At 73.0% G+C, this 21,651-nt stretch carries 21 protein-coding genes; 16 read left to right on the top strand and 5 right to left on the bottom strand.

Features of this window, described 5'->3' with window-relative positions:
* Positions 1-335: 335 nt before the first annotated feature.
* Positions 336-1,286: a homocysteine S-methyltransferase gene (mmuM, locus tag ABZT03_RS09300; protein ID WP_356035738.1), complete on the top strand. Its 951-nt coding sequence runs from the start codon at positions 336-338 to the stop codon at positions 1,284-1,286.
* A gap of 206 nt (positions 1,287-1,492) precedes the next feature.
* Here mmuM and ABZT03_RS09295 read toward each other — a convergent pair whose 3' ends face one another.
* Complete coding sequence (locus ABZT03_RS09295; protein ID WP_356035735.1) at positions 1,493-3,076, bottom strand: carboxylesterase family protein; 1,584 nt, start codon at positions 3,074-3,076, stop codon at positions 1,493-1,495.
* Between the two features lie 478 nt (positions 3,077-3,554).
* Here ABZT03_RS09295 and ABZT03_RS09290 point away from each other — a divergent pair, with 478 nt between their 5' ends.
* Together ABZT03_RS09290 and ABZT03_RS09285 are read left to right on the top strand one after the other, a co-directional pair.
* Positions 3,555-4,610 (top strand): LacI family DNA-binding transcriptional regulator, encoded by a 1,056-nt coding sequence (locus ABZT03_RS09290; protein WP_356035732.1) that lies wholly within the window; start codon positions 3,555-3,557, stop codon positions 4,608-4,610.
* A 236-nt stretch (positions 4,611-4,846) separates the two neighbouring features.
* A complete protein-coding gene (locus ABZT03_RS09285; protein WP_356035729.1) occupies positions 4,847-5,284 on the top strand; it encodes a helix-turn-helix transcriptional regulator in 438 nt (145 codons plus the stop codon).
* Positions 5,285-5,324: 40 nt separating this feature from the next.
* Here ABZT03_RS09285 and ABZT03_RS09280 read toward each other — a convergent pair whose 3' ends face one another.
* Both ABZT03_RS09280 and ABZT03_RS09275 read right to left on the bottom strand, forming a co-directional pair.
* Positions 5,325-5,867, bottom strand: a complete 543-nt coding sequence (locus ABZT03_RS09280; protein WP_356035726.1) for a peptidoglycan-binding domain-containing protein — start codon at positions 5,865-5,867, stop codon at positions 5,325-5,327.
* A 243-nt stretch (positions 5,868-6,110) separates the two neighbouring features.
* Positions 6,111-6,764, bottom strand: coding sequence for a ThuA domain-containing protein (locus tag ABZT03_RS09275; RefSeq protein ID WP_356035723.1), 654 nt, complete (start codon positions 6,762-6,764; stop codon positions 6,111-6,113).
* 168 nt (positions 6,765-6,932) lie between these two features.
* On the opposite strand from ABZT03_RS09275, the gene ABZT03_RS09270 reads away from it, so the two are divergent.
* Positions 6,933-7,337, top strand: a complete 405-nt coding sequence (locus ABZT03_RS09270) for a VOC family protein (RefSeq protein WP_356035720.1) — start codon at positions 6,933-6,935, stop codon at positions 7,335-7,337.
* On the opposite strand, the gene ABZT03_RS09265 is transcribed toward ABZT03_RS09270, so the two are convergent.
* Complete coding sequence (locus tag ABZT03_RS09265) at positions 7,314-8,009, bottom strand: helix-turn-helix transcriptional regulator (protein ID WP_356035718.1); 696 nt, start codon at positions 8,007-8,009, stop codon at positions 7,314-7,316. The two genes, ABZT03_RS09270 and ABZT03_RS09265, sit on opposite strands and share 24 nt — an antisense overlap.
* Before the next feature lie 111 nt (positions 8,010-8,120).
* Between ABZT03_RS09265 and ABZT03_RS09260 the strand changes: the two genes are divergently transcribed.
* Positions 8,121-8,960 (top strand): NAD(P)H-binding protein, encoded by an 840-nt coding sequence (locus tag ABZT03_RS09260; RefSeq protein ID WP_356035715.1) that lies wholly within the window; start codon positions 8,121-8,123, stop codon positions 8,958-8,960.
* Between the two features lie 27 nt (positions 8,961-8,987).
* Here ABZT03_RS09260 and ABZT03_RS09255 read toward each other — a convergent pair whose 3' ends face one another.
* Positions 8,988-10,145, bottom strand: coding sequence for a YihY/virulence factor BrkB family protein (locus ABZT03_RS09255; RefSeq protein ID WP_356035712.1), 1,158 nt, complete (start codon positions 10,143-10,145; stop codon positions 8,988-8,990).
* A 256-nt stretch (positions 10,146-10,401) separates the two neighbouring features.
* Here ABZT03_RS09255 and ABZT03_RS09250 point away from each other — a divergent pair, with 256 nt between their 5' ends.
* From ABZT03_RS09250 to ABZT03_RS09200, 11 genes are all read left to right on the top strand, one after another.
* Complete coding sequence (locus ABZT03_RS09250) at positions 10,402-12,036, top strand: acyl-CoA dehydrogenase family protein (RefSeq protein WP_356035709.1); 1,635 nt, start codon at positions 10,402-10,404, stop codon at positions 12,034-12,036.
* Between the two features lie 287 nt (positions 12,037-12,323).
* Positions 12,324-13,613 carry a GAF domain-containing protein gene (locus tag ABZT03_RS09245; RefSeq protein WP_356035706.1) on the top strand — a complete coding sequence of 430 codons (1,290 nt, stop codon included), beginning with the start codon at positions 12,324-12,326 and terminating at the stop codon, positions 13,611-13,613.
* A gap of 166 nt (positions 13,614-13,779) precedes the next feature.
* Positions 13,780-15,084, top strand: a complete 1,305-nt coding sequence (locus tag ABZT03_RS09240) for a hypothetical protein (protein WP_356035702.1) — start codon at positions 13,780-13,782, stop codon at positions 15,082-15,084.
* 5 nt (positions 15,085-15,089) lie between these two features.
* Positions 15,090-15,662, top strand: a complete 573-nt coding sequence (locus ABZT03_RS09235; RefSeq protein WP_356035699.1) for a GNAT family N-acetyltransferase — start codon at positions 15,090-15,092, stop codon at positions 15,660-15,662.
* Positions 15,663-15,789: 127 nt separating this feature from the next.
* Positions 15,790-15,873, top strand: coding sequence for a putative leader peptide (locus tag ABZT03_RS09230; RefSeq protein ID WP_309486338.1), 84 nt, complete (start codon positions 15,790-15,792; stop codon positions 15,871-15,873).
* Positions 15,874-15,999: 126 nt separating this feature from the next.
* A complete protein-coding gene (locus tag ABZT03_RS09225; protein WP_356035695.1) occupies positions 16,000-17,697 on the top strand; it encodes a nitrite/sulfite reductase in 1,698 nt (565 codons plus the stop codon).
* The gene (locus tag ABZT03_RS09220) at positions 17,694-17,873 is read left to right on the top strand and encodes a hypothetical protein (RefSeq protein WP_356035692.1); all 180 of its coding nucleotides are present in this window, start codon (positions 17,694-17,696) and stop codon (positions 17,871-17,873) included. The genes ABZT03_RS09225 and ABZT03_RS09220 overlap by 4 nt, the downstream gene beginning before the upstream one ends.
* Entirely contained in the window at positions 17,870-18,580 is a 711-nt protein-coding gene (locus ABZT03_RS09215) for a phosphoadenylyl-sulfate reductase (RefSeq protein ID WP_356035689.1), read from the top strand. The genes ABZT03_RS09220 and ABZT03_RS09215 overlap by 4 nt, the downstream gene beginning before the upstream one ends.
* Positions 18,577-19,149 (top strand): adenylyl-sulfate kinase, encoded by a 573-nt coding sequence (cysC, locus tag ABZT03_RS09210; RefSeq protein WP_356035685.1) that lies wholly within the window; start codon positions 18,577-18,579, stop codon positions 19,147-19,149. Before ABZT03_RS09215 ends, cysC begins: the two co-directional genes overlap by 4 nt.
* Positions 19,146-20,087 (top strand): sulfate adenylyltransferase subunit CysD, encoded by a 942-nt coding sequence (gene cysD, locus ABZT03_RS09205; protein WP_356035683.1) that lies wholly within the window; start codon positions 19,146-19,148, stop codon positions 20,085-20,087. The genes cysC and cysD overlap by 4 nt, the downstream gene beginning before the upstream one ends.
* 2 nt (positions 20,088-20,089) lie before the next feature.
* Entirely contained in the window at positions 20,090-21,436 is a 1,347-nt protein-coding gene (locus ABZT03_RS09200) for a GTP-binding protein (RefSeq protein ID WP_356035681.1), read from the top strand.
* The last annotated feature ends 215 nt before the right edge of the window (positions 21,437-21,651 follow it).

Genomic DNA, 21,651 nt, shown 5'->3' with positions numbered 1-21,651 from the left:
GTCGGTGATGCTCGGAACAACCAAAAGTTCGAAATAACGAACAAGTTCTTTCATCGCGGACGCCGAAAAGGTACGGGTGTGTTACGAGGAGGTCAACGGATCGCGCGTGACAAAAATCGACCGCGCTCTTTCCGTCATCGGCCGACCGGCCGCCCGTCCACCTCGCGTGCACGGCGGCATCCACGTCGCCGGCGGCCGCCGGCACCCTCACGGCCGTCGGCCTCCGCCTCACCGCTTCGCCCCGCGGCGGCCCGCCGCCGTCCCGCATGGTGGGTGATGTGCTCACTCACTGGACATGCCCGGCTCTCGCCCGGTCCGTCGACTAGCGTCGTGACATGACCAGCGACCTCCCGGAAACCCCGTCCTCCCCCGCCCTGGACCTGGCCCGGGCCCTCGCCGCCGGCGCGGTCGTCCTCGACGGCGGCCTGTCGAACCAGCTCGGGTCCGCCGGGCACGACCTGAGCGACGAGCTGTGGTCGGCACGCCTGCTCGCCGAGCAGCCCGAGGCGATCACGCAGGCGCACCTCGCCTACTTCGAGGCGGGCGCGGACGTGGCGATCACCTCCAGCTACCAGGCGACCTTCGAGGGCTTCGCCAAGCGCGGACTGGGCCGGGAGCGGGCCGCCGAACTCATCGCCCTCAGCGTCGAGTTGGCGCGAGAGGCGGCCAGGCAGGCGCGGACGAAGGGGGTGCGGCGACCCCTGTGGACGGCGGCCTCGGCCGGACCGTACGGGGCGATGCTGGCGGACGGCTCCGAATACCGGGGACGCTACGGCCTGAGCGTCGCGGAACTCGAGACGTTCCACCGGCCGCGCCTGGAGGTACTGGCGGCGGCCGGACCTGATGTGCTCGCGCTGGAGACGGTCCCCGACACCGAGGAGGCCGAGGCGCTGCTGCGAGCGGTGCGCGGACTAGGCGTACCCGCCTGGCTGTCGTACACCGTCGCCGGCGACCGGACCCGCGCCGGACAACCCCTGGAGGAGGCCTTCGGCCTGGCGGCCGACGCGGAGGAGATCATCGCGGTCGGGGTGAACTGCTGCGCACCAGAGGACGTGGACGCCGCCGTCGAGATCGCGAGCCGTGTCACCGGCAAGCCGGTCGTCGTGTACCCCAACAGCGGCGAGACCTGGGACGCCGACGCCCGCGCCTGGACCGGCCGCTCCACGTTCGCGCCCGACGAGGTACGCGGCTGGCGGGACTCCGGGGCCCGGCTCATCGGCGGGTGCTGCCGGGTGGGACCGACGGCGATCACGGCGATCTCGGACACGCTGAGGCCGGCGGCGTAACCGGTGCCGTAGCCGACGTCGCCGGTGCCGCCGGCGTGACCGGTGCCGTCGCCGCTGCCGCTGGCGGACCGACCCGGCCGTTCGGCGGCCGGTGTCCGGCTCACCCCGCCGGGCCCGGCCCAGCCAGGCTCAGCACCAGAGGCTCCGTCCGATTCGCAGACCCTGGCCCGCCGATCCCGGGCCCGTTTTCCCGCGGCCAGGCCCGCTCAGTCCCGCCGGACCGCGCCGGGGAGTCGCAGGCGCCGTACGACCGAGCGGAGCTCCGTGCCGCGGGCGGTGGGGCCGCCGTCGAGGGGCGCAGGCGCGATCCTGCCCTCGCGGGCGACTGCGTCCGCCGCCCACACCGCCAACTCGGCATCCCGTGGACCGTATGCAATATGAGGTTCACCGTCGCCGAAGATCCGTACCGGATGCGTGGCGTCCCAGTGCTGCCAGCCCGGGTCGCCGTCGACCGCGAACCGCACCCACGCCCCGTGCATCGCGTCGGCCAGCTCCCGCGGCGCCCCCTCCCCCGCGAGCTGGGCCGACTCGGGAACGTCGCCCGTGTCGAAGACGAAGCCGAGTTCCAGCGCGTGGCAGGCGCCCAGCCCGGGCCGCTTGGACGGCCAGGCGAACTCGTAGACATGCGAGGAGTCCGGGCGGGCGTCGGCGAGCCGGTGCAACGGGACACGCAGCAGGTGGTCGGTGACCATCTGGCCGACGATCTCGGCGGGGGTCGCCCCCGGATGCAGGACGCGGTAGCCGCGCGGCACCTCGTGGCCGCAGTGGCAGCGGGCCATGGCCCCGGCCAGCGCGACGGCGCCGAGCCGGTCGACGCGCTCCACGAGCCCGCCCGGCACCAGCCACAGCCGGTACTCGTCACGGGTCCAGCCCATGAGCAGGTCGACGCCGGCCGCCGCGTCACCCTCGACGAGCGCCGCCAGGGGGTCACGCGGGACGAGGTCGCCGTCGACGACGATCCCGAAGGCGGGCCCGCCGAGCACCGGACTGCTGAGCCGGCCCACGTCGGCCTGGGTACGCAGCAGCAGGTCACGATCGACCTCGGCGAAGGCCGCGGCGGTGGCGGGGATCTTCAGCCGGGTCGCCATCCGGCGCACCATCCGCCGGACCTTGTCCCGGTCGGCGGCCTCGGGCGGTCCGCTCTGCAGGACGGCACGCCGCACGAGTCCCCGGGCCTGCGGCGCGGCCAGCAGGGCGCCGGCACTGATCGCCCCGGCGGACTGGCCGCACAGCGTCACCCGGGCGGGGTCGCCGCCGAACGCCCCGATGGACTCGTGCACCCAGGCCAGGGCGGCCAACTGGTCGCGCAGCCCGGCATTGGCGGGGGCGTCGGGGAAGAGGCCGTACCCCTCCACGCCGAGACGGTAGTTGACCGAGACGAAGACGACGCCGTCCCTGGCGAAGGGGCGCCCGTCGTACACGGGCACCGCCGAGGAGCCCCGGGTGAGGGCGCCGCCGTGCAGCCACACCATGACCGGCAGCCGCGCCCCGGGCCCCGGCTCCGGCGTCCACACGTTGAGGTTGAGACAGTCGTCGCCGGGCACCACCGGGTCGGACAGCAGCCGGGCGAAGGCCTCGGAGTAGGGCGGTTTCGGCGGTGTGGGCCCGAAGGCGCCCGCGTCGCGCACGCCGTCCCAGGGTTCGGGCGGCACGGGTGGCCGGAACCGGCGGGGGCCGAAGGGGGGCGCCGCGTAGGGGATACCGCGGAACACCGCGACGCCGTCCTCGTACCGGCCGCGCACCGCCCCGTACGGGGTGCGCACCTCGGGATCCGCCTGGACTGCCGTCATCCGAACACCAGCCTCCTCGCCGCGTTCGCCGCACCGCGTGAGGACCCGCGCGCCGTGTACGTCCGGCCGGCCGGCGGCCGTGCGCACCCGCGCGCCGCGACCCGGCACGCGATCACCGGTGATCGATCGTCCGTCGCCGATCACCCGAACATCAGAGCACCTCATCATGAGCGGGTATTCCTGCGTACGGGCGAGCTTGGCACCCATTCGGGGGACGCACGGACCGGGCCGGCCGGAATCCCGGCGACCGGCGACCGGCGACCGGCGACCGGATATCGTATGCGATCGACCGAATACGGACCTCTTCGAGGTTTCACAAGCCCAGCGCCCCGACGTCCTGCGAAGCCCGGCCTCTTCCCGGGGTCACGCGGTCAACTTAGGGTAGGAAGCGCTTACTGTCGGTCGAACGCTCGGCCGCCCAGGCAGCGCTGGTCGAGACTTCCGATGGCCCTCGGGCGGGCCGGAGAGGTGGTTCCCGATGGTCCGTACGGGGAGCGCGAGCATGACGGCGGGGCCGACCCTCGCGGTCGTGGCGCGGGAGGCGGGGGTGTCCGTACCCACCGCGTCCAAGGTGGTCAACGGCCGTGAGGACGTCGCGCCCGAGACCCGCCGCCGCGTCACGGAGGCGCTGGACCGGCTCGGCTACGTCCGCAGGCCCCGGTTCGACACCCTCAAGTCGTCCGGACTGGTCGACCTGGTGGTGCACTCGCTGGAGAGTTCCGGGTCGGGGGCGGTCCTGCACGGCGTCGAGGCGGCGGCCCACGAACTCGGTCTGGAGGTGGTGGTCTCGGCGGGCCTGACCCGGACGCGCGGCGCCCGTCCGGAGCGCGGCTGGCTGGACAAGCTCACCACCCGCGGTTCGTCCGGGGTGCTGTTCAACCTGGCCGAGCCGGCGCCGTCCCAGTACGCCTGGCTCGACCAGCACCGCATCCCGTACGTCCTGATCGACCCGGTCGTGGAACCGCCTCCGGGAGTGGTGTCGGTGGGCGCGGCGAACTGGCACGGCGGGGTCACGGCGACCGAGCACCTGCTGCGGCTGGGCCACGAACGCGTCGCCGTCATCGCCGGGCACCAGCGCACGCTGGGCAGCGGCGCGCGGGTGGCCGGTTACCGTTCGGCGCTGGCCTCCGCCGGTGTGCGCCACCGTCCCGAGTACGTCTGCCACGCGGGCTTCGACGAGGCACTCGCCCGCCGGGCCATGCTGCGTCTCCTCGACCTGCCCGAGCCGCCCACGGCGGTCTTCGTCTGCTCCGACCGGATGGCTCTCGGGGCCTACCAGGCTTTGGCCGAGAGGGAGTTGAGGGTGCCGCAGGACATCAGCGTGGTCGGCTTCGACGATCTGCCCGAGGCCCGCTGGGCGGCCCCGGCGCTCACCACGGTCCGCCAGCCGCTGTCGGAGATGGCGGCGACCGCGCTGCACCTCCTGGTCCGCATGATGGACGGCGCCCGCCCGGAGAGCACTCGTACGGAACTGTCGACGCGCCTGGTCGAGCGCGCGAGCACGGCCGTCCCGCCCCGGCGCCCCGGCGCCTAGGAGCTGTCCGGAGGGGTCGCTTTCCCCGAGCGACCGCCCGAACGGGGTGGGGGGTCCACCGCGTTCACCTGCGTGAGCGTTCGGGATGTCGACGTGTGCCACCTGTCGCCGTATTCGCTCACATTTGTTCATCTCGCGGGACAGGGAACTGGCCGGCGTGAGCGGGCGTCGAACGATGCGGCGGGGAGGGGCCATTGCCCCGGGGAGGGGTGGCGGCGAGCGCTTGGGGGACGACGATGACACGCTGGAGGCCGCTGCCCGAAACGCTGCCGAGGGAGGCGCGGCACCTGGTCGGGCGGCTGCGCGGACTCAAGGACCGGACGGGTCTGAGCCTTGCCGAACTGGCCCGGCGGACCGCGTACAGCAAGTCGTCGTGGCAGCGGTATCTGAGCGGGGCGAAACAGCCGCCGCGGGGAGCCGTGCAGGCGCTGTGCCGGGTGGCGGAGGTGGAGCAGGGGCGGCTGCTGGCGCTGTGGGAACTGGCCGACCAGACCTGGCCGCACGGCGGGACGGGAGCACCCGGGCCGCCGGACACCGAGGCGGTGCCGGTGCGGGTGACGGTGGCGGGCGGGGTCGGCTACCGGCGGTGGCGGGCGGCGGCCCTCGTCTCGTTCGCCGTGATCGCGCTGCTGGCGCTGTGGCTGCTGTGGACGCTGCCCCGCGGGGGCGGGTGACCCCAAGGGCCCCCGTCCCCGCGTACGTTGGCGGCCGTCGTCAGCCGAGTGTGTCGTAGGAGGCGTTCTTCCAGGAGCCGGTGCCCCTGAGCTTGACCCGGTACTTGACGCCGACGCGCTTGAAGGTGACGGTGCGCGCGTAGCCCGTGTACCGGACGACGCCGCCGGGATACAGGCCGTGCAGGCGGAGTTGGGCGGACTGCCAGCAGTCGTCGTTGACGACGCCGTCGGAGCCGGGGAGACCGTGGCGGTCCTGCCACCACTGGGTGGCCGACTCCGTCTCCGGGCCGAACGAGCCGTCGACCTGGTTCTTCCTGAAGGGGTGCCAGTCACCGTCGTCGTCCTGCCACTGGGCGCCGTCCGCGTACAGGACGGTCTCCCAGACGGCGGTGGCGTTGCTCCGGGCGTAGTCGTCGACGCTGAGGTCCTCCTCGTCCTGCCAGTCGTCGTTGACGCCACCGCTGCCGTCGATGCCGTGGTAGGGGGCGGCGGCGTTCGCCGCCGGCGCCGCGGCGAAGCCGGTGGCTCCCGCCCCGAGCAGCAGGGTCGTCGTCATCGCGATGGTCCGCTTGCGCATGCTCATGAAGTCTTCCTTTCCGAACCGCCGGCCCCCGTCGTTCTCCTCCCGGGGCGGCTCGATGGGCTTGGCACGCAAAGAATCACGGCCGGCCGACGGGCCCGGCGAGGGCTCGGGGCGCACGGGGACCGGCGCGGGACGGTCCACGCCGGGCGCGGCGGAGTCCCCGCCGAGCGCGGTCCGCGCGGGGACGGGGTGGGACGGGGTGGGACGGCCGGCGGGGCGCTTGGTCGGCGGGGCGCGGGCGGGTCAGCCGCCCTCGGTGTCCGCCGCCCAGCCGATGCCGCCCCTCAGGTGGGCGAGGAAGTCCGGGTTCTCGTACGCCTCGGCGGCGTGGCCGAGTGCCGTGTAGAAGACCCGGCCGTCGCCCTGCCCGCGGCACCAGGCCAGCGGGTGGTCCTCCCCCATGCCGCCTCCGTCGTACGACGACTCGTCGGCGCGGAGCAACACCCGTGCCGCAGGACGGGGGTTGGCGCGGAAGTCGTACCACTCGTCGGTGAACTCCCAGACCGCGGGCAGGTGTCGGACGGCAGGATGTCCGGGATCTTCCACGAGGGCGCGGCCGGGCTGGTACGCGGGGTGCCGGGCGAAGCGGGCGCCGAGGAGTTCACCGTAGTACGGCCAGTCGTACTCGGTGCAGGCCGCCGCGTGGACTCCGGCGAATCCGCCGCCGGCCTCCAGGTAGGCGGCCAGCCGTGCGCGCCCCGCCGGGGTGAGCACCTCGCCGCTGGTGGAGAGGAAGAGGACGGCGGCGTACCGGTCGAGGGGTTCCTCCAGGGCCGCCGGGTCCTCGGTGGCGTCGACGGTGAAGTCACCGAGTGCGCGTACGGCGGCGACGGCGGCCGGGATGGAGTCGTGCCGGTAGTCGGCGGTGCGGGTGAAGACGAGGAGTCGCGGGGCCATGCGCGGGAGCCTAGGCGGACCGGGCCGGGGCCCGCGAGGCCGGCCCGATCCGAACGGGAGGCCCCGCAACGGGCCCGGCCGGGGTTCGGCGGGCGGCTCGGCGGGATCCGGCGCTGGTGTCCGATTTCTTCAAGACCGGCCGTGCGGGGGGGCGCCTACCGTGGCGGCATGACTCCGCGATTCGATGCCATCGGGCTGGTCGTCTCCGACATGGCCGCCTCCGTCACGTTCTACCGGCGTCTGGGGTTCGTCTTCCCCGACGGCGCCGAGCGGCTGCCGCACGCCGAGGCCGGACTCCCGGGCGGGCTGCGGCTGTTGCTCGACACCGAGGACACGGTCCGCTCCTTCCACGCCGGGTGGCGTCCGCCGTCCGGGGGAAGCCGGTCCGCGCTCGCCCTGGCGTGCGCGGACCCTGCCGAAGTCGACTCCGTGTACGAGGAGTTGGTGGGCACCGGGTGCCACGGGGAGCTCAAGCCGTGGGACGCCTTCTGGGGGCAGCGGTACGCGGTGGTGCACGACCCGGACGGCAACGGGGTGGACCTGTTCGCCTCACTGCCGGCGGCGGCCGAGTAGCTCCCCGGGCGTCATGCCCGCGAGCTGCCTCACCTCGCGGGTGAGGTGGGCCTGGTCGGCGTAGCCGGACCGGGCCGCCGTCACCGCGAGGGGCACTCCCGCGCGGGCCAGGGCGAGGGCCCGCTGGAGCCTCAGGACGCGGGCCAGGGTCTTGGGGCCGTAGCCGAAGTCGGCCAGTGCCCGGCGGTGCAACTGGCGTGTGCCGAGGCCGAGTTGGTCGGCGGTCGCGGCGACCGGCCGGCCCGCGTCGAGCGCCGCGACGAGAAGCCCGGCCAGCGGGTCGGGCGGGCCGGCGTCCGCCGCGCGGGCCAGCGCGACCTCTTCCAGCGCCGACACGGGGTCGGGTGCGGCGGCGATGCGGCCGCTGAGGCGCCGTACCTCCGACGCTGGCCACAGGTCGGACAACTCCACGCGCCGGTCGCGCAGTTCGCGGGCCGGCACACCGAGGACGGCGGGTGCGGTGCCGGGCGCGAACCGGACGCCCGCCCACTGTGCGGGGCCGGCGCCGGGAAGGTGGGCGCGGGTGTCCGGCCCGGCGACGAGCAGCCGGCCGCCGTCCCAGAGCAGGTCCATGCAGCCGTCGGGCAGGACGGGCCGGACGGCGGGGTCGCCGTCGAGGACGTTGCGCCACACGACCGCGCCGGTCAGCGCCGAGGCCCGTTCCGCGTACACGGAAGCAGGCTACGCCCCGCCGACCCACTCCGAACCCTCGTTCGATTCACGCGCGGGTGGCCGGTCGTGCAGCGATGGCCGCTCGGGGCGAGCGGCAGTTGACTGGGCTGTATGACGCACAAGTCGCGGAACATGACGCTGGTGGTGACGGGTGCCTCGGGCCGTACGGGGCGCCGGGTGGCGGAGTCCGCGCGGGCGGCGGGATGGACCGTGCGGCCGGCCTCGCGGGCCCACGGCTTCGACTGGCAGGACGCCTCGACGTGGGTCGGGACGCTGCGTGGCGCGGACGCCGCCTACCTGGTGTTCCCCTCGGACGTCGGCGGTCCGGACGCCGCCCGGGGGATCGGCCTGCTCGCACACGAGGCGGTCGGGATCGGCGTACGGCGGCTGGTGCTGCTGTCGTCGCGGGGCGAGGAGCGGGCGCGGCCCACCGAGGAGGCGCTGCGCGAGTCGGGGGCGGACTGGACGGTCCTACGGGCCGCGTGGTTCATGCAGAACTTCAGCGAGGGGCCGCTGCTGGAAGGGCTGCGGCGGAGCGGCGAGCTGGTGTTCCCGGGCGGTGCGGTGCGGGAGCCGTTCATCGACGTACGGGACGTCGCCGACGTGGTGGTGGCCGTGCTGACGGCGGGCGACCGCTACCTGGGGCAGGGCCTGGCCGTGTCGGGGCCGCGGCTGCTGAGCTTCGGGGACGCGGTCGCGGAGATCGCCGCCGCGACCGGGCGCGAGCTGACCTACCGGGCCGTGTCGGCCCGCCGCCACGGCGACGACCTGGCGGGGTCGGGGGTGCCGGTCGTGGAGGCCGATCACCTGGTCGAGCTGTTCGAGTCGCTGCTCGACGGCCGGAACGCCTACCTGTCCTCGGACGCGGTGCGGGAGGCGCTGGGCCGCCCGCCGCGCGACTTCACGGACTTCGCCCGCCAGGCCGCGGCGGCCGGAGTCTGGCGGCCGTGACCGCACCGGGCGTACGCGGGAGCCGGATCAGGAGCGGTCCGGCTTGTGCGGCGGGTGGGTGCTCTTGACGTGGGTCCGCAGCCGTGAGGTGACGTCCTCCGGGGGCAGGAACCGGGACCACCGCTCCGGGAACTCGGACGGCATGTCCGGGTCGTCGGGATCCTCGTCGTCGGCCTCGAGGCCGGGCTCGCGACGGGCGGCGGCCCTGGCCACGTACTCGGCGACCTGCGCCTGCCGCAGCCGCTCGTTGGCGGCTCGGGCCGCGGCGGTGGCGGCGGCCGGCCAGACCCGGTCGATGGCGGCGTTGACGGCGGCCCCGACCAGCACGGCGAACGCGGACACGCCGATCCACAGCAGGACGGCCACGGGTGCGGCGAGCGAACCGTAGATCGTCGGGCCCTCGACGGTGCTGGTCAGGTAGATCCGCAGCAGGAAGCTGCCGAGGACCCACATGGCGAGCGCGACGAGGGCGCCGGGCACGTCCTCGATCCACGGCGAGCGCACCGGGACGGACACGTGGTAGAGCGTGGTCAGGAAGGCGATGGACAGCACGATGACGACGGGCCAGTACAGGACCTGTACGACGGTCGCCGACCACGGGACCACGTTCACCACGGCGTCCGGTCCGGCCACCATCAGCGGCAGCGCGACCGAGCCGATCAGCAGGGCCACGATGAACAGCAGGAAGGCCATCAGCCGTGTCTTGACGATCCCCCGGACGCCGTCGAGGCCGTACATGACGGTGATCGTGTCGATGAAGACGTTCACGGCGCGGGAGCCCGACCAGAGGGCGAACAGGAAGCCGATGGAGATGACGTCGGGCCGGCCGCCCTTCATCACGTCGTGCAGGATCGGCTGCGCGATGTCGCTGACGCCCTTGTCGGACAGGACCGTGCGCGACGCCTCCAGGAGGTTGTTCTCCAGGCTCTGGATGCTGTCGGCGCCGGTCCAGTCGTCGACGTAACCGAGCAGGCCGATCATGCTGAGCAGCAGCGGCGGCACGGACAGCAGGGTGAAGAACGCGGCCTCGGCCGCGAGGCCCAGGATGCGGTACTCCATGCAGGAGTTGACGGTGTCCTTCAGCAGCAGCCAGGCAGTCCTGCGCTTCGAGACGTTCCGGTACAGGGCACGCGCCCGGTGGAGACGTCCGGAGGACCGCTCGGAGGATTCACTTGCTGGCTGCACGACCTAAAGGTATCCGCCGCGGGGGCCTCCGCTCATCCGCGGTGGCACCTGCCCGCCGGATGCGGCTTGCGGCTCGCGCGGCGGCGGGAACCGGGAGCGCGTTGGAGCGGAGCACAGGAATGCCGTATGCAATATCCGGTAGGCCGTACGCGGTGTTCGGCAGCCACCCGAACGCCGGCCCACCCCGGCCCCCGCCCACCCCGCCCGGAGCCGTGTCACGGCGATGACATGCGCCGCGCGGGGTACGTTCCACCGCATGGCAGGCAGCACCCACACCGTGATCAATCAGCCCCCGCCGCTGGCCGGATACGACGTCTTCACCGCCGACCGCGCCCTGACGGCGGCCGTGGAGCGGCACACCGCCCCGGACCTGCTCGACGAGGTGCGCAGCGAACTGTCGGCGCTCGGCCGGGCCTGCGGCTCGGCCCAGGTGCAGGAATGGGGGGCACAGGCCAACGAGCACCCGCCGGAACTGCGCACCCACGACCGCTACGGTCACCGCGTCGACGAGGTCGCCTTCCACCCGGCCTATCACCGGCTGCTCGGCAAAGGCGTCTCGGCGGGCCTGACCGCCGCCTGGGCACGGCCCGGCGGGCATGTGCGGCGGGCGGCGGCCTTCCTGCTGTGGAACCAGGTCGACGCCGGCAACTGCTGCCCGCTGTCCATGACCCACGCGGCGGTGCCCGCCCTGCGCACGGACCCCCGGCTCGCGGCCGAGTGGGAGCCGCGGCTGACGTCCATGGTCTACGACCAGGGGCTGCGACCGGCCGACCGGAAGGCCGGCGCCCTCTTCGGGATGGGCATGACGGAGAAGCAGGGCGGCAGCGACGTCCGGGCGAACACCACCTCGGCGCGTCCGCTGGCCGAGTCGGGGACGTACGAGCTGACCGGGCACAAGTGGTTCTGCTCGGCGCCGATGTCGGACGGTTTCCTGGTGCTGGCGCAGGCCCCGGAGGGACTGACCTGCTTCCTGGTGCCGCGGGTGCTGGCCGACGGCACCCGCAACGTGTTCCTCCTCCAGCGGCTCAAGGACAAGCTGGGCAACCGGTCGAACGCGTCCGCCGAGGTCGAGTTCGACGGGACGTGGGCGCGCCGGGTCGGTGACGAGGGGCGCGGGGTGCGCACCATCATCGACATGGTGGCCGCGACCCGGCTGGACTGCGTGCTGGGTTCGGCGGGGCTGATGCGGCAGGCCGTCGCGCAGGCTGTCCACCACTGTTCGTACCGTGAGACGTTCGGCGCGAAGCTGGCCGACCAGCCGCTGATGCGCAACGTACTGGCGGATCTCGCGCTGGAGTCGGAGGCGGCGACCACGCTGGCGCTGCGGCTCGCGGCCGCCCACGACGACGGCGGCGAACAGGAGCGTGCGCTGCTGCGGATCGCGGTGCCGGCCGCCAAGTACTGGGTGACCAAGCGGTGTCCGCCGGTGGCGGTGGAGGCCGCCGAGTGCCTGGGCGGCAACGGGTACGTGGAGGAGTCCGGGCTGCCCCGGCTGGTGCGTGAGTCGCCGCTCAACTCGATCTGGGAGGGCGCCGGGAACGTACAGGCGCTGGACGTGCTGCGCGCGCTGCGGCGGGAACCGGCCGCGCTGAACGCCTACCTCCAGGAGGTCGGCGCGGCACGCGGCGCCGACCACCGGCTGGACGGGGCGATCAAGGGCCTGCTGACCGAACTGGCCGACCTGGACGGCATCGAGGGACGCGCGCGGAGGCTGGCCGAAAGACTCGCCCTGGTGCTGCAGGGGTCGTTGCTGGTGCGGTTCGCCCCGCCGGAGGTCGCCGACGCGTTCTGCGCCGCGCGGCTGGGCGGTGACGCGGGCGCGGCCTTCGGGACTCTACCGTCGACTCTCCCGCTGGCCGCCGTCGTCGAACGGGCCCGGCCGGTGTCCTGAGCTGCGAGGACGCGGCGCGGGGGTGGTGCTGCGCCGACACGGCACCACCCCCGCCCCCAGGCCTGTTCGAGGCCTCGGACGCCGCTCGGGACGGCGTCGCCCAAGTTTCGGGCAGGAGCGGGGCGGACCACCAGGGTTGCAGGGGGTTGCAACCTGTGGGCCGGTGTGTGCGGACTGTGCCCTTCCGGCCGGAGAGGGCGTCACTATGAGAGGAGCGTCCAGGATGGACTTCCGGACAGCGGCGCTGTCCGGAACCGGTTGTGCCGAGCTCTACCCCGGGAGGACCCGTGCCGCTCTCGCCGGCCGATGTGACGCGGCTCGCCGCCGTGGACGCGGCGGGCGCGGCCCGCGTTCTCAGCGAGGTGCGCTCCGCACGGCTGTCGGGGCGGCGCGCCCCGCTGGCGCCCCGCCCGGTGATCGAGCAGTCGTGGGGGCGGATGCTGCGCGGCGGCGTCGATCCCGACCACGACTTCAGGGCGGGGCTGTTGTCCCGCGAGGAGGTGCAGCGGCGCCGGGAGCGCAGCGCCCTGCGGCACGTCCTGCCGGTGCTGCGCGAGGGGTTGCTGTCCGTCGCGGACGTCGCCCACCACATCATGGTGGTCGCGGACGAGGACGGCCGGGTGCTGTGGCGTGAGGGCGACCGCCCCGTGCTGCGCAAGGCCGACGGGATCGGCTTCGAACTGGGCGCGGACTGGCGGGAGGACGTCGTCGGGACCAACGGGGTGGGCACTCCCGCGGTCGTACGACGGCCCGTGCAGGTGTTCGCCGCCGAGCACTTCGTGCGGACGCACACCACCTGGACCTGCGCCGGCGCCCCCATCACGGACCCGCGGGACGGCCGCCTGATCGGCGTGGTGGACGTGAGCGGGCCGCTGGAGACGATGCACCCGGCGACGCTCGCCTGGGTCGACTCGGTGGCCAAGCTCGCGGAGGCGCGGTTGCGGGAGCGGCACCAGATTTCGCTGGAGCGGTTGCGCGCGGTGGCGGCGCCGGTGCTGGCGCGGCTGACCGGCCGGGCGGTGGTGGTGGACGGGGAGGGCTGGACGGCCGCGGTGAGCGGTATGCCGTACACGAACCGGTTCGCGCTGCCCGGGTCGCTGTCGGCGGGTCCGCGGCGGCTGCCGGCGCTCGGGCAGTGCGTCGTGGAGCCGCTGGCGGGCGGCTGGCTGGTCCGGGTCACGGAGGAGCCGCGGTCCCGCGGCGGGGCTCGGATCGTGCTGGATCTGGCGCATCCGCACCGCCGTTCGGTGACGGTGTCGGGCGGCGCGGGTTCCTGGACCCACGAACTGAGTCCGCGGCACGCGGAGTTGCTGTACCTGCTGGCCGTGGAGCGCGGCGGACGCAGCGCCGCCGAGCTGGCCTCGGAGGTGTTCGGCGACCCGGCCCGCACGGTGACCGTGCGGGCCGAGATGTCGCGGGTACGGCGGTATCTGGGGGGCTTCCTGGAACACCGGCCGTATCGTTTCTGCGAAGACGCGGAGATCGAGGTGCTCCGGCCGGCCGACCCCCGCGCTCTGCTGCCCCACTCGACCGCCCCGGTGGTGGCGGGGGAGCGCACGCGTGATGACACAACGTGAGCACGTTCGTACCCTGAGCACCCTCTCGGGGCATCTTCCGCATATTTGCAGGGTCTTCGCCCCTTGCCGCCCCTGACTGCCGTAGCATCCCGGTACGGGCCACCCCACCTGCTCCTCGATCAACGTACGGATCAACAGGCGCAGTTGGCCCGCCTCGGGAGGACGTATGACGCAACGTGGCCGACACCGCAGGCGCAGGCGGGGCAGAGCACTCCGCGCCTTCCTGGCCGGAACCGCTCTCGCCCTGACCGCGGCCGCCACCATGATCAGCGCCTCGCAGGCCACGGTGGGTGACAGTCCCGGCGCCCTCAAGGCGCTCTCCGCCGCCGACCGGGGCCAACTGCGGCTGCGTGAGCAGTCGGTGGCACCGGCCTCGCTGGAGCGGCTCGCCTCGGCGATGGGCCGGCCGGTGGGTGTGGGCGCGGTGCTGGCGGACGCCGACCGGAGTCTGCGCGAGGCGATCGGCTGTTCGGCCGGGGAGCGGAAGTCGCTGCCGGTGGAGCCGGCGGCCACCCGCGCCTACTGCTGGGACGCCGCCGACACGCGCGGCTGGCAGCCCGGCGCGGTCACCACCTCCGGTGACGCCGACGACGACGGCCTGTGGGGCCAGAACCGGGTGATCCTCTCCGGCTGGAGCCGGCGGGAGTCCGCCACGACGGGCCAGGACCTGGCCCGGATCGCCTTCGTCGACGCGGGCGACCTGAACCACCCCACCTACACCTGGGCCCTGCTCGCCGTCCCGGTCGACGGCGGACGTGACTACCGCGCCCTGTCCTCCCGCCTGTCCGGCATGGTCTGGTACGAGAACAAACTGCTGGTCACCACCACCAGCGGGGACCGCGACGCCCTGTACGTGTACGACATGAACCGCATCCAGCGCACCACGGTCGCCGCCGACGCCGTCGGCCGGGTGCACGGCGGCTGGTCGGCGCACGGCTACCGCTACGTACTGCCGGCCGTCGGCTCCTACCGGCTGGCCGGCGGCGCGGGCGCCCCACGCCTCGACGGCATCTCGCTCGACCGCAGTACGGCGCCGGACAGTCTGGCCGCCAACCAGTGGGTCCCCGCGGGCGGCGACCGGCGGGCCCTCCTGTGGCGCTACCCGTTCAGCAGGGACGAGCGGCACTCCGGTCTTCTCGCCGCGGACCCGGCGGGAGGCGTCCGGGCGAGCGAGGCGTACGAGACCAAGGCGACCGAGATCGGCGGCGTCCTGTCGTACCGCTCCGACTGGTACGTGGGCGGCGCGACCGGCACCCCGGACGCGCACGGCACCCTGTGGCAGCAGAGCACGAGCGGCGCGAGGGCCACCCGGTGCGGGTCGGACGAGACGCACCGGCGCTGCTGGAGCCCGCGCGCGCAGTCCCTGTCGTACTGGGAGGAGACCGGCGAGCTGTGGTCGCAGTCGGGGCGTGTGCTGTTCGCGCTGCCCCTGGCCTCGGTCGACAGATCTCTGGGGCAGATGATTCCCTGACCGGCATGACCGACATCGCCGTGACCACCTGGTCCCTGGAGCAGACCACACCCACCGATCTCCGGCCGGCCGCGGCGCCCGCCGGGGACGTGCGGATCGTGCGCTCCGAGGTGCCCTCCCCCGAGTTCAGCCGCTTCCTGTACGCCTCCGTCGGCGGTGACGTCCGCTGGACCGACCGGCTCGGCTGGACGTACGCGCGGTGGCAGGAGCACCTGGCCCGGCCCGGGGTGGAGACCTGGGTCGCCCACGACCGGGGCACGCCCGCGGGATACGCGGAGCTGGAGCCGCAGGACGACGGCGTGGTGGAGATCGTCTACTTCGGCCTGGTCCCGGCCTTCCGGGGCCGGCGGATCGGCGGGCACCTGCTGTCGTACGGTGCCGCCCGGGCCTGGGACCTCGCGGACCGCTGGCCGGGCCTGACGCCCACCAAGCGGGTCTGGCTGCACACCTGCAGCCTGGACGGCGAGCACGCGATGGACAACTACCGGCGGCGAGGCTTCACGCTCTTCGACACCAAGGTCGAGCAGGTGGCCGAGGTGTCGGCGCCCGGACCGTGGCCCGGCGCCCACCCCTCCTGACCTGGGCGGGGACGAGCCGCTCCGGTTTCTGTGACCGACACCACCCCGATCTCACCATTCGGGACCAGGGTGTCCACATGCCGGACGAAGCTGGACTGTGTCCAGAACGCCGTGACACGCTTCCGTCATGTCTGGAACTGGAATCGCCTTGGTGAGTCGACGGCACGTCGATCTCGGCCGCATGTCCAGCGCCATCTGTCCGGCGAGCTGAGCCGCAGCGCCGCCCGACATCCCCTGCTTCTGTCTCCTTATCCCGCGCAATGCCGCGCACGTACACGCATGCGCCCGTGCCCGCAGGTAAGAGCCGCTTTCCGCCTGTCCCGAAGGACGTAGAACCATGGCCGCCACCCCGCAGAATCCTGCTGCCGCGACTCCACGCCGCAAGGTGAGCCGTCACCGCGGTGAGGGTCAGTGGGCAGCGGGGCACTTCACCCCGCTCAACGGCAACGAGCAGTTCAAGAAGGACGACGACGGTCTCAACGTGCGGACTCGCATTGAGACGATCTACTCCAAGCGGGGCTTCGACTCGATCGACCCCAACGACCTGCGCGGCCGGATGCGCTGGTGGGGCCTCTACACCCAGCGCAAGCCCGGGATCGACGGCGGCAAGACCGCGATCCTGGAGCCGGAGGAGCTGGACGACAAGTACTTCATGCTGCGCGTGCGCATCGACGGCGGCCGGCTGACGACCGGGCAGCTGCGCGTGATCGGCGAGATCTCCGAGGAGTTCGGCCGCGGCAGCGCCGACATCACCGACCGGCAGAACATCCAGCTGCACTGGATCCGCATCGAGGACGTGCCGGCGATCTGGAACCGGCTGGAGGCCGTCGGGCTGTCCACCACCGAGGCCTGCGGCGACACCCCGCGCGTCATCATCGGCTCACCGGTCGCCGGGATCGCCGAGGACGAGATCATCGACGGCACCTGGGCCGTCGACGAGATCCACAGCAGGTTCATCGGCAGCAAGGAATTCTCCAACCTGCCGCGCAAGTTCAAGACGGCGATCTCGGGATCCCCGCTCCTGGACGTCGCCCACGAGATCAACGACGTCGCCTTCGTCGGCGTCGAACACCCCGAGCACGGCCCCGGCTTCGACCTGTGGGTCGGCGGCGGACTGTCCACCAACCCGAAGATCGGCGTCCGGCTCGGCGCCTGGGTCCCGCTGGACGAGGTCCCGGACGTCTGGGCCGGCGTGATCGGCATCTTCCGCGACTACGGCTACCGCCGCCTGCGGACCCGCGCCCGGCTGAAGTTCCTGGTCGCCGACTGGGGACCGGAGAAGTTCCGCCAGATCCTCCAGGACGAGTACCTCAAGCGCGCCCTGGTCGACGGCCCGGCGCCCGCCGCCCCCGTCGAGCGCTGGCGCGACCACGTCGGCGTGCACCGCCAGCGGGACGGCCGTTTCTACGTCGGTTTCGCCCCGCGCGTCGGCCGCGTGGACGGCGCGACCCTGACGAAGATCGCGGAGCTCGCCGAGGCGCACGGCTCGGGCCGGGTCCGGACCACCGTCGAGCAGAAGATGATCATGCTCGACGTCGAGCAGGACCAGGTCGACTCGCTGGTCGCGGCCCTGGAGTCGCTGGACCTGACCGCCCGGCCCTCCTCGTTCCGGCGCGGCACGATGGCCTGCACCGGCATCGAGTACTGCAAGCTCGCCATCGTCGAGACCAAGGCGCGCGGCGCCGCGCTGATCGACGAACTGGAGCGCCGCATCCCGGACTTCGACGAACCGATCACCATCAACCTCAACGGCTGCCCCAACGCCTGCGCGCGTATCCAGGTGGCGGACATCGGTCTCAAGGGCCAGCTGGTCCTGGACGCGAACGGTGAGCAGGTCGAGGGCTACCAGGTGCACCTGGGCGGGGCGCTCGGCCTGGAGGCCGGCTTCGGCCGCAAGGTCCGGGGCCTGAAGGTTACCTCCGACGAGCTTCCGGACTACGTCGAGCGGGTCCTCAAGCGCTTCCAGGCGGAGCGCGAGGACGGCGAGCGCTTCGCCGCCTGGACGGCCCGTGCCTCCGAGGAGGCCCTGTCATGAGCGAGCGTGCCGCCCCCTTCCACTGCCCCTACTGCGGCGACGAGGACCTGCGTCCGAGCGAGCAGGGTCACGGCTCCTGGGAATGCGGGGCCTGCAACCGCGCATTCCAGCTGAAGTTCCTCGGGCTGCTTTCCCGGGGTCTTAAGCAGGCCGACAGCGGAGGGGACCGGATATGACGACGGCTCAGGAAGAGCGTACGACCGAGGAGTTGAAGCAGCTCGCCGAGCAGGCGGGCCGCGATCTGGAGGACGCCTCCGCGCTGGAGATCCTCCAGTGGGCGGTCGACACCTTCGGCACGCGCTTCTGCGTCACCTCCTCGATGGAGGACGCGGTGGTCGCGCACCTGGCGTCCCGCGTCCTGAAGGGCGTGGACGTGGTGTTCCTCGACACCGGCTACCACTTCCCCGAGACCATCGGCACCCGGGACGCGGTCGAGGCCGTGATGGACGTCAACGTCATCACGCTCACCCCGCGCCGGACGGTGGCCGAGCAGGACGCCGAGCACGGTCCCCGGCTGCACGACCGGGACCCCGACCTGTGCTGCAAGCTGCGCAAGGTGCAGCCGCTGGAGGAGGGCCTGCGCGGCTACACGGCCTGGGCGACCGGGCTGCGCCGCGACGAGTCCCCGACCCGGGCGAACACCCCGGTCGTCGGCTGGGACGACAGGCGCCGGAAGGTCAAGATCTCCCCCATCGCCCGCTGGACCCAGGACGACGTGGACGCCTACGTCGCCGAACACGGCGTGCTCACCAACCCGTTGCTGGCCGACGGGTACGCGTCCGTCGGCTGCGCCCCCTGCACCCGCCGCGTCCTGGCCGGCGAGGACGCGCGCGCCGGCCGCTGGGCCGGCAGCGGCAAGACCGAGTGCGGGCTGCACGGATGACGACCACCCCCGACACCACCCAGGAGAAGCACGTGAGAACCGGAGCCACCGTCTGGCTCACGGGTCTGCCGAGTGCCGGCAAGACCACCATCGCGCGGGAGCTGGCCGGCCGGCTGCGCGAGGAGGGCCGGCTCGTCGAGGTGCTCGACGGCGACGAGATCCGCGAGTTCATCTCGGCGGGCCTCGGCTTCAGCCGCGAGGACCGGCACACCAACGTGCGGCGCATCGGCTTCCTCGCCGAACTGCTCGCCCGTAACGGCGTCACGGCGCTGGTCCCGGTCATCGCCCCCTACGCCGACAGCCGTGAGGCCGTGCGCAAGCGCCACCAGGAGAGCGGGGCCGCGTATGTCGAGGTGCACGTGGCGACGCCGCTCGACGTGTGCTCCGTACGCGATGTGAAGGGTCTGTACGCCAAGCAGGCGGCGGGCGAACTGACCGGGCTCACCGGGGTCGACGACCCCTACGAGGTGCCCGAGTCGCCCGACCTGCGGATCGAGTCGCAGCACCAGACGGTCCGGGAGTCCGCGGCCGTACTGCACGCGCTGCTCACCGAGAGGGGACTGGCATGACGGCCGCCGCCGAGGTCAGGGGGCAGGAGGGCACGGTCCGGCCGTACACCCTGTCCCACCTGGACGCGCTGGAGTCGGAGGCGGTGCACATCTTCCGCGAGGTGGCGGGTGAGTTCGAACGGCCGGTGATCCTGTTCTCCGGCGGCAAGGACTCCATCGTCATGCTGCACCTCGCGCTGAAGGCGTTCGCGCCGGCCGCGGTGCCCTTCTCCCTGCTGCACGTGGACACCGGGCACAACTTCCCCGAGGTCCTCGACTACCGCGACCGTGCCGTCGCCGCGCATGGGCTGCGCCTCCATGTGGCCTCCGTACAGGACTACATCGACCGAGGTGTGCTGCGCGAACGCCCCGACGGGACCCGCAACCCGCTGCAGACGCTGCCGCTGACCGAGAAGATCCAGGCGGAGAAGTTCGACGCCGTCTTCGGCGGCGGCCGCCGCGACGAGGAGAAGGCCCGCGCCAAGGAACGCGTCTTCTCCCTGCGTGACGAGTTCTCCCAGTGGGACCCCCGCCGGCAGCGGCCCGAGCTGTGGAACCTCTACAACGGACGCCACGCGCCCGGCGAACACGTCCGCGTGTTCCCGCTGTCCAACTGGACCGAGCTCGACGTCTGGCAGTACATCGCCCGCGAGCGGATCGAGCTGCCGCAGATCTACTTCGCGCACGAGCGCGAGGTGTTCCAGCGGGCCGGCATGTGGCTCACGGCCGGCGAGTGGGGCGGCCCCAAGGGCGACGAGACGGTCGAGAAGCGGCTCGTCCGCTACCGCACGGTGGGTGACATGTCGTGCACCGGCGCGGTCGACTCCGACGCCACCACGCTGGACGCCGTCATCGCCGAGATCGCCGCCTCCCGGCTGACCGAGCGGGGCGCCACACGCGCCGACGACAAGATGTCCGAGGCCGCGATGGAAGACCGCAAGCGCGAGGGGTACTTCTAACCATGACCAGCACCACCGAGCCCCTGCCGGCCTGGCAGCTGACGGAGACCACCCTGCTGCGGTTCGCCACCGCCGGGTCCGTCGACGACGGCAAGTCCACCCTGGTGGGCCGCCTGCTGCACGACTCCAAGTCGGTCCTCACCGACCAGCTGGAGGCCGTGGAGCGCGTCTCGGCGAGCCGCGGCCAGGATGGTCCCGACCTCGCGCTGCTCACCGACGGCCTGCGGGCCGAGCGCGAGCAGGGCATCACCATCGACGTCGCCTACCGCTACTTCGCCACCCCGCGCCGCCGGTTCATCCTCGCCGACACGCCCGGCCACGTGCAGTACACCCGCAACATGGTGACGGGTGCCTCCACGGCCGAGCTGACGGTGGTCCTGGTCGACGCCCGCAACGGCGTCGTCGAGCAGACCCGCCGGCACGCCGCGATCGCCGCCCTGCTGCGGGTGCCGCACGTGGTCCTCGCCGTCAACAAGATGGACCTCGTCGAGTACCGGGAGCCGGTGTTCGCCGCGATCGCCGAGGAGTTCACGGCGTACGCGACCGAGCTCGGCGTCCCCGAGGTCACCGCGATCCCCATCTCGGCGCTGGCCGGCGACAACGTGGTGGAGCCGTCCGCGAACATGGACTGGTACGGCGGACCGACCTTCCTGGAACACCTGGAGTCGGTGCCGGTCACCCACGACCTGGCGCACTGCCACGCCCGGCTGCCCGTGCAGTACGTGATCCGGCCGCAGACCGCCGAGCACCCGGACTACCGGGGCTACGCGGGCCAGATCGCGGCCGGCTCGTTCCGCGTCGGCGAGGCGGTCACCGTGCTGCCCTCGGGCCGCACCTCCAGGATCTCCGCGATCGACCTGCTCGGCGAGCCCGTCGACGTCGCCTGGACCACGCAGTCCGTCACCGTGCTGCTGGAAAGCGACATCGACATCTCCCGCGGCGACCTGATCGTGCCCAGCAAGGACGCGCCGCCGACCACGCAGGACGTCGAGGCGACCGTCTGCCACGTCGCCGACGCGCCGCTCACCGTCGGCCACCGGGTGCTCCTCAAGCACGGCACCCGCACGGTGAAGGCGATCGTCAAGGACATCCCGTCCCGGCTCACGCTCGACGACCTGTCCCTGCACCCGCATCCGGGGCAGCTCGTCGCCAACGACATCGGCCGGGTGAAGATCCGCACCGCCGAGCCGCTGCCGGTCGACTCCTACGCCGACTCGCGCCGCACCGGCTCGTTCATCCTCATCGACCCCAGCGACGGCACCACGCTGACCGCGGGCATGGTCGGCGAGTCGTTCGCGTCCCCCGAGCCCGTCAAGGACGACTCCGAGGACGACGGGTGGGACTTCTGACATGACCTCCCGGGACTTCTACTCCACGTTCGCGAAGGAGGGCGGCCGCGTCGGCAGCGGCGCCCTCGGCAGCGGACAGGGCGGAGTCGCGCGATGTGCGCGATGACGTACGCGCACCGCCTGCGCGCCCTGTCCCCCCACCCGACGTCTCGGACACGACGAAGACCTGCCGACCTCCCGGCCACGACCTGAAACACCGTGACCGCCGGGCCAAC

This window comes from Streptomyces sp. NPDC005574, from assembly GCF_040605435.1.
In the GTDB taxonomy this organism is placed as follows: domain Bacteria; phylum Actinomycetota; class Actinomycetes; order Streptomycetales; family Streptomycetaceae; genus Streptomyces.
Note: the sequence above shows the minus strand (reverse complement) of the source record. Positions and strands in the feature narration are given on the sequence as shown.

Coding starts and splice junctions, on each gene's coding strand:
- ABZT03_RS09270 (WP_356035720.1), top strand. CDS start 6,933: ATGACTCCGCGATTCGATGCCATCGGGCTGGTCGTCTCCGACATGGCC.
- ABZT03_RS09220 (WP_356035692.1), top strand. CDS start 17,694: ATGAGCGAGCGTGCCGCCCCCTTCCACTGCCCCTACTGCGGCGACGAG.
- ABZT03_RS09230 (WP_309486338.1), top strand. CDS start 15,790: ATGTCTGGAACTGGAATCGCCTTGGTGAGTCGACGGCACGTCGATCTC.
- ABZT03_RS09295 (WP_356035735.1), bottom strand. CDS start 3,076: ATGACGGCAGTCCAGGCGGATCCCGAGGTGCGCACCCCGTACGGGGCG.
- ABZT03_RS09275 (WP_356035723.1), bottom strand. CDS start 6,764: ATGGCCCCGCGACTCCTCGTCTTCACCCGCACCGCCGACTACCGGCAC.
- mmuM (WP_356035738.1), top strand. CDS start 336: ATGACCAGCGACCTCCCGGAAACCCCGTCCTCCCCCGCCCTGGACCTG.
- ABZT03_RS09200 (WP_356035681.1), top strand. CDS start 20,090: ATGACCAGCACCACCGAGCCCCTGCCGGCCTGGCAGCTGACGGAGACC.
- ABZT03_RS09280 (WP_356035726.1), bottom strand. CDS start 5,867: ATGAGCATGCGCAAGCGGACCATCGCGATGACGACGACCCTGCTGCTC.
- ABZT03_RS09225 (WP_356035695.1), top strand. CDS start 16,000: ATGGCCGCCACCCCGCAGAATCCTGCTGCCGCGACTCCACGCCGCAAG.
- ABZT03_RS09250 (WP_356035709.1), top strand. CDS start 10,402: ATGGCAGGCAGCACCCACACCGTGATCAATCAGCCCCCGCCGCTGGCC.
- ABZT03_RS09235 (WP_356035699.1), top strand. CDS start 15,090: ATGACCGACATCGCCGTGACCACCTGGTCCCTGGAGCAGACCACACCC.
- ABZT03_RS09285 (WP_356035729.1), top strand. CDS start 4,847: ATGACACGCTGGAGGCCGCTGCCCGAAACGCTGCCGAGGGAGGCGCGG.
- ABZT03_RS09240 (WP_356035702.1), top strand. CDS start 13,780: ATGACGCAACGTGGCCGACACCGCAGGCGCAGGCGGGGCAGAGCACTC.
- ABZT03_RS09215 (WP_356035689.1), top strand. CDS start 17,870: ATGACGACGGCTCAGGAAGAGCGTACGACCGAGGAGTTGAAGCAGCTC.
- cysD (WP_356035683.1), top strand. CDS start 19,146: ATGACGGCCGCCGCCGAGGTCAGGGGGCAGGAGGGCACGGTCCGGCCG.
- ABZT03_RS09290 (WP_356035732.1), top strand. CDS start 3,555: ATGGTCCGTACGGGGAGCGCGAGCATGACGGCGGGGCCGACCCTCGCG.
- cysC (WP_356035685.1), top strand. CDS start 18,577: ATGACGACCACCCCCGACACCACCCAGGAGAAGCACGTGAGAACCGGA.
- ABZT03_RS09260 (WP_356035715.1), top strand. CDS start 8,121: ATGACGCACAAGTCGCGGAACATGACGCTGGTGGTGACGGGTGCCTCG.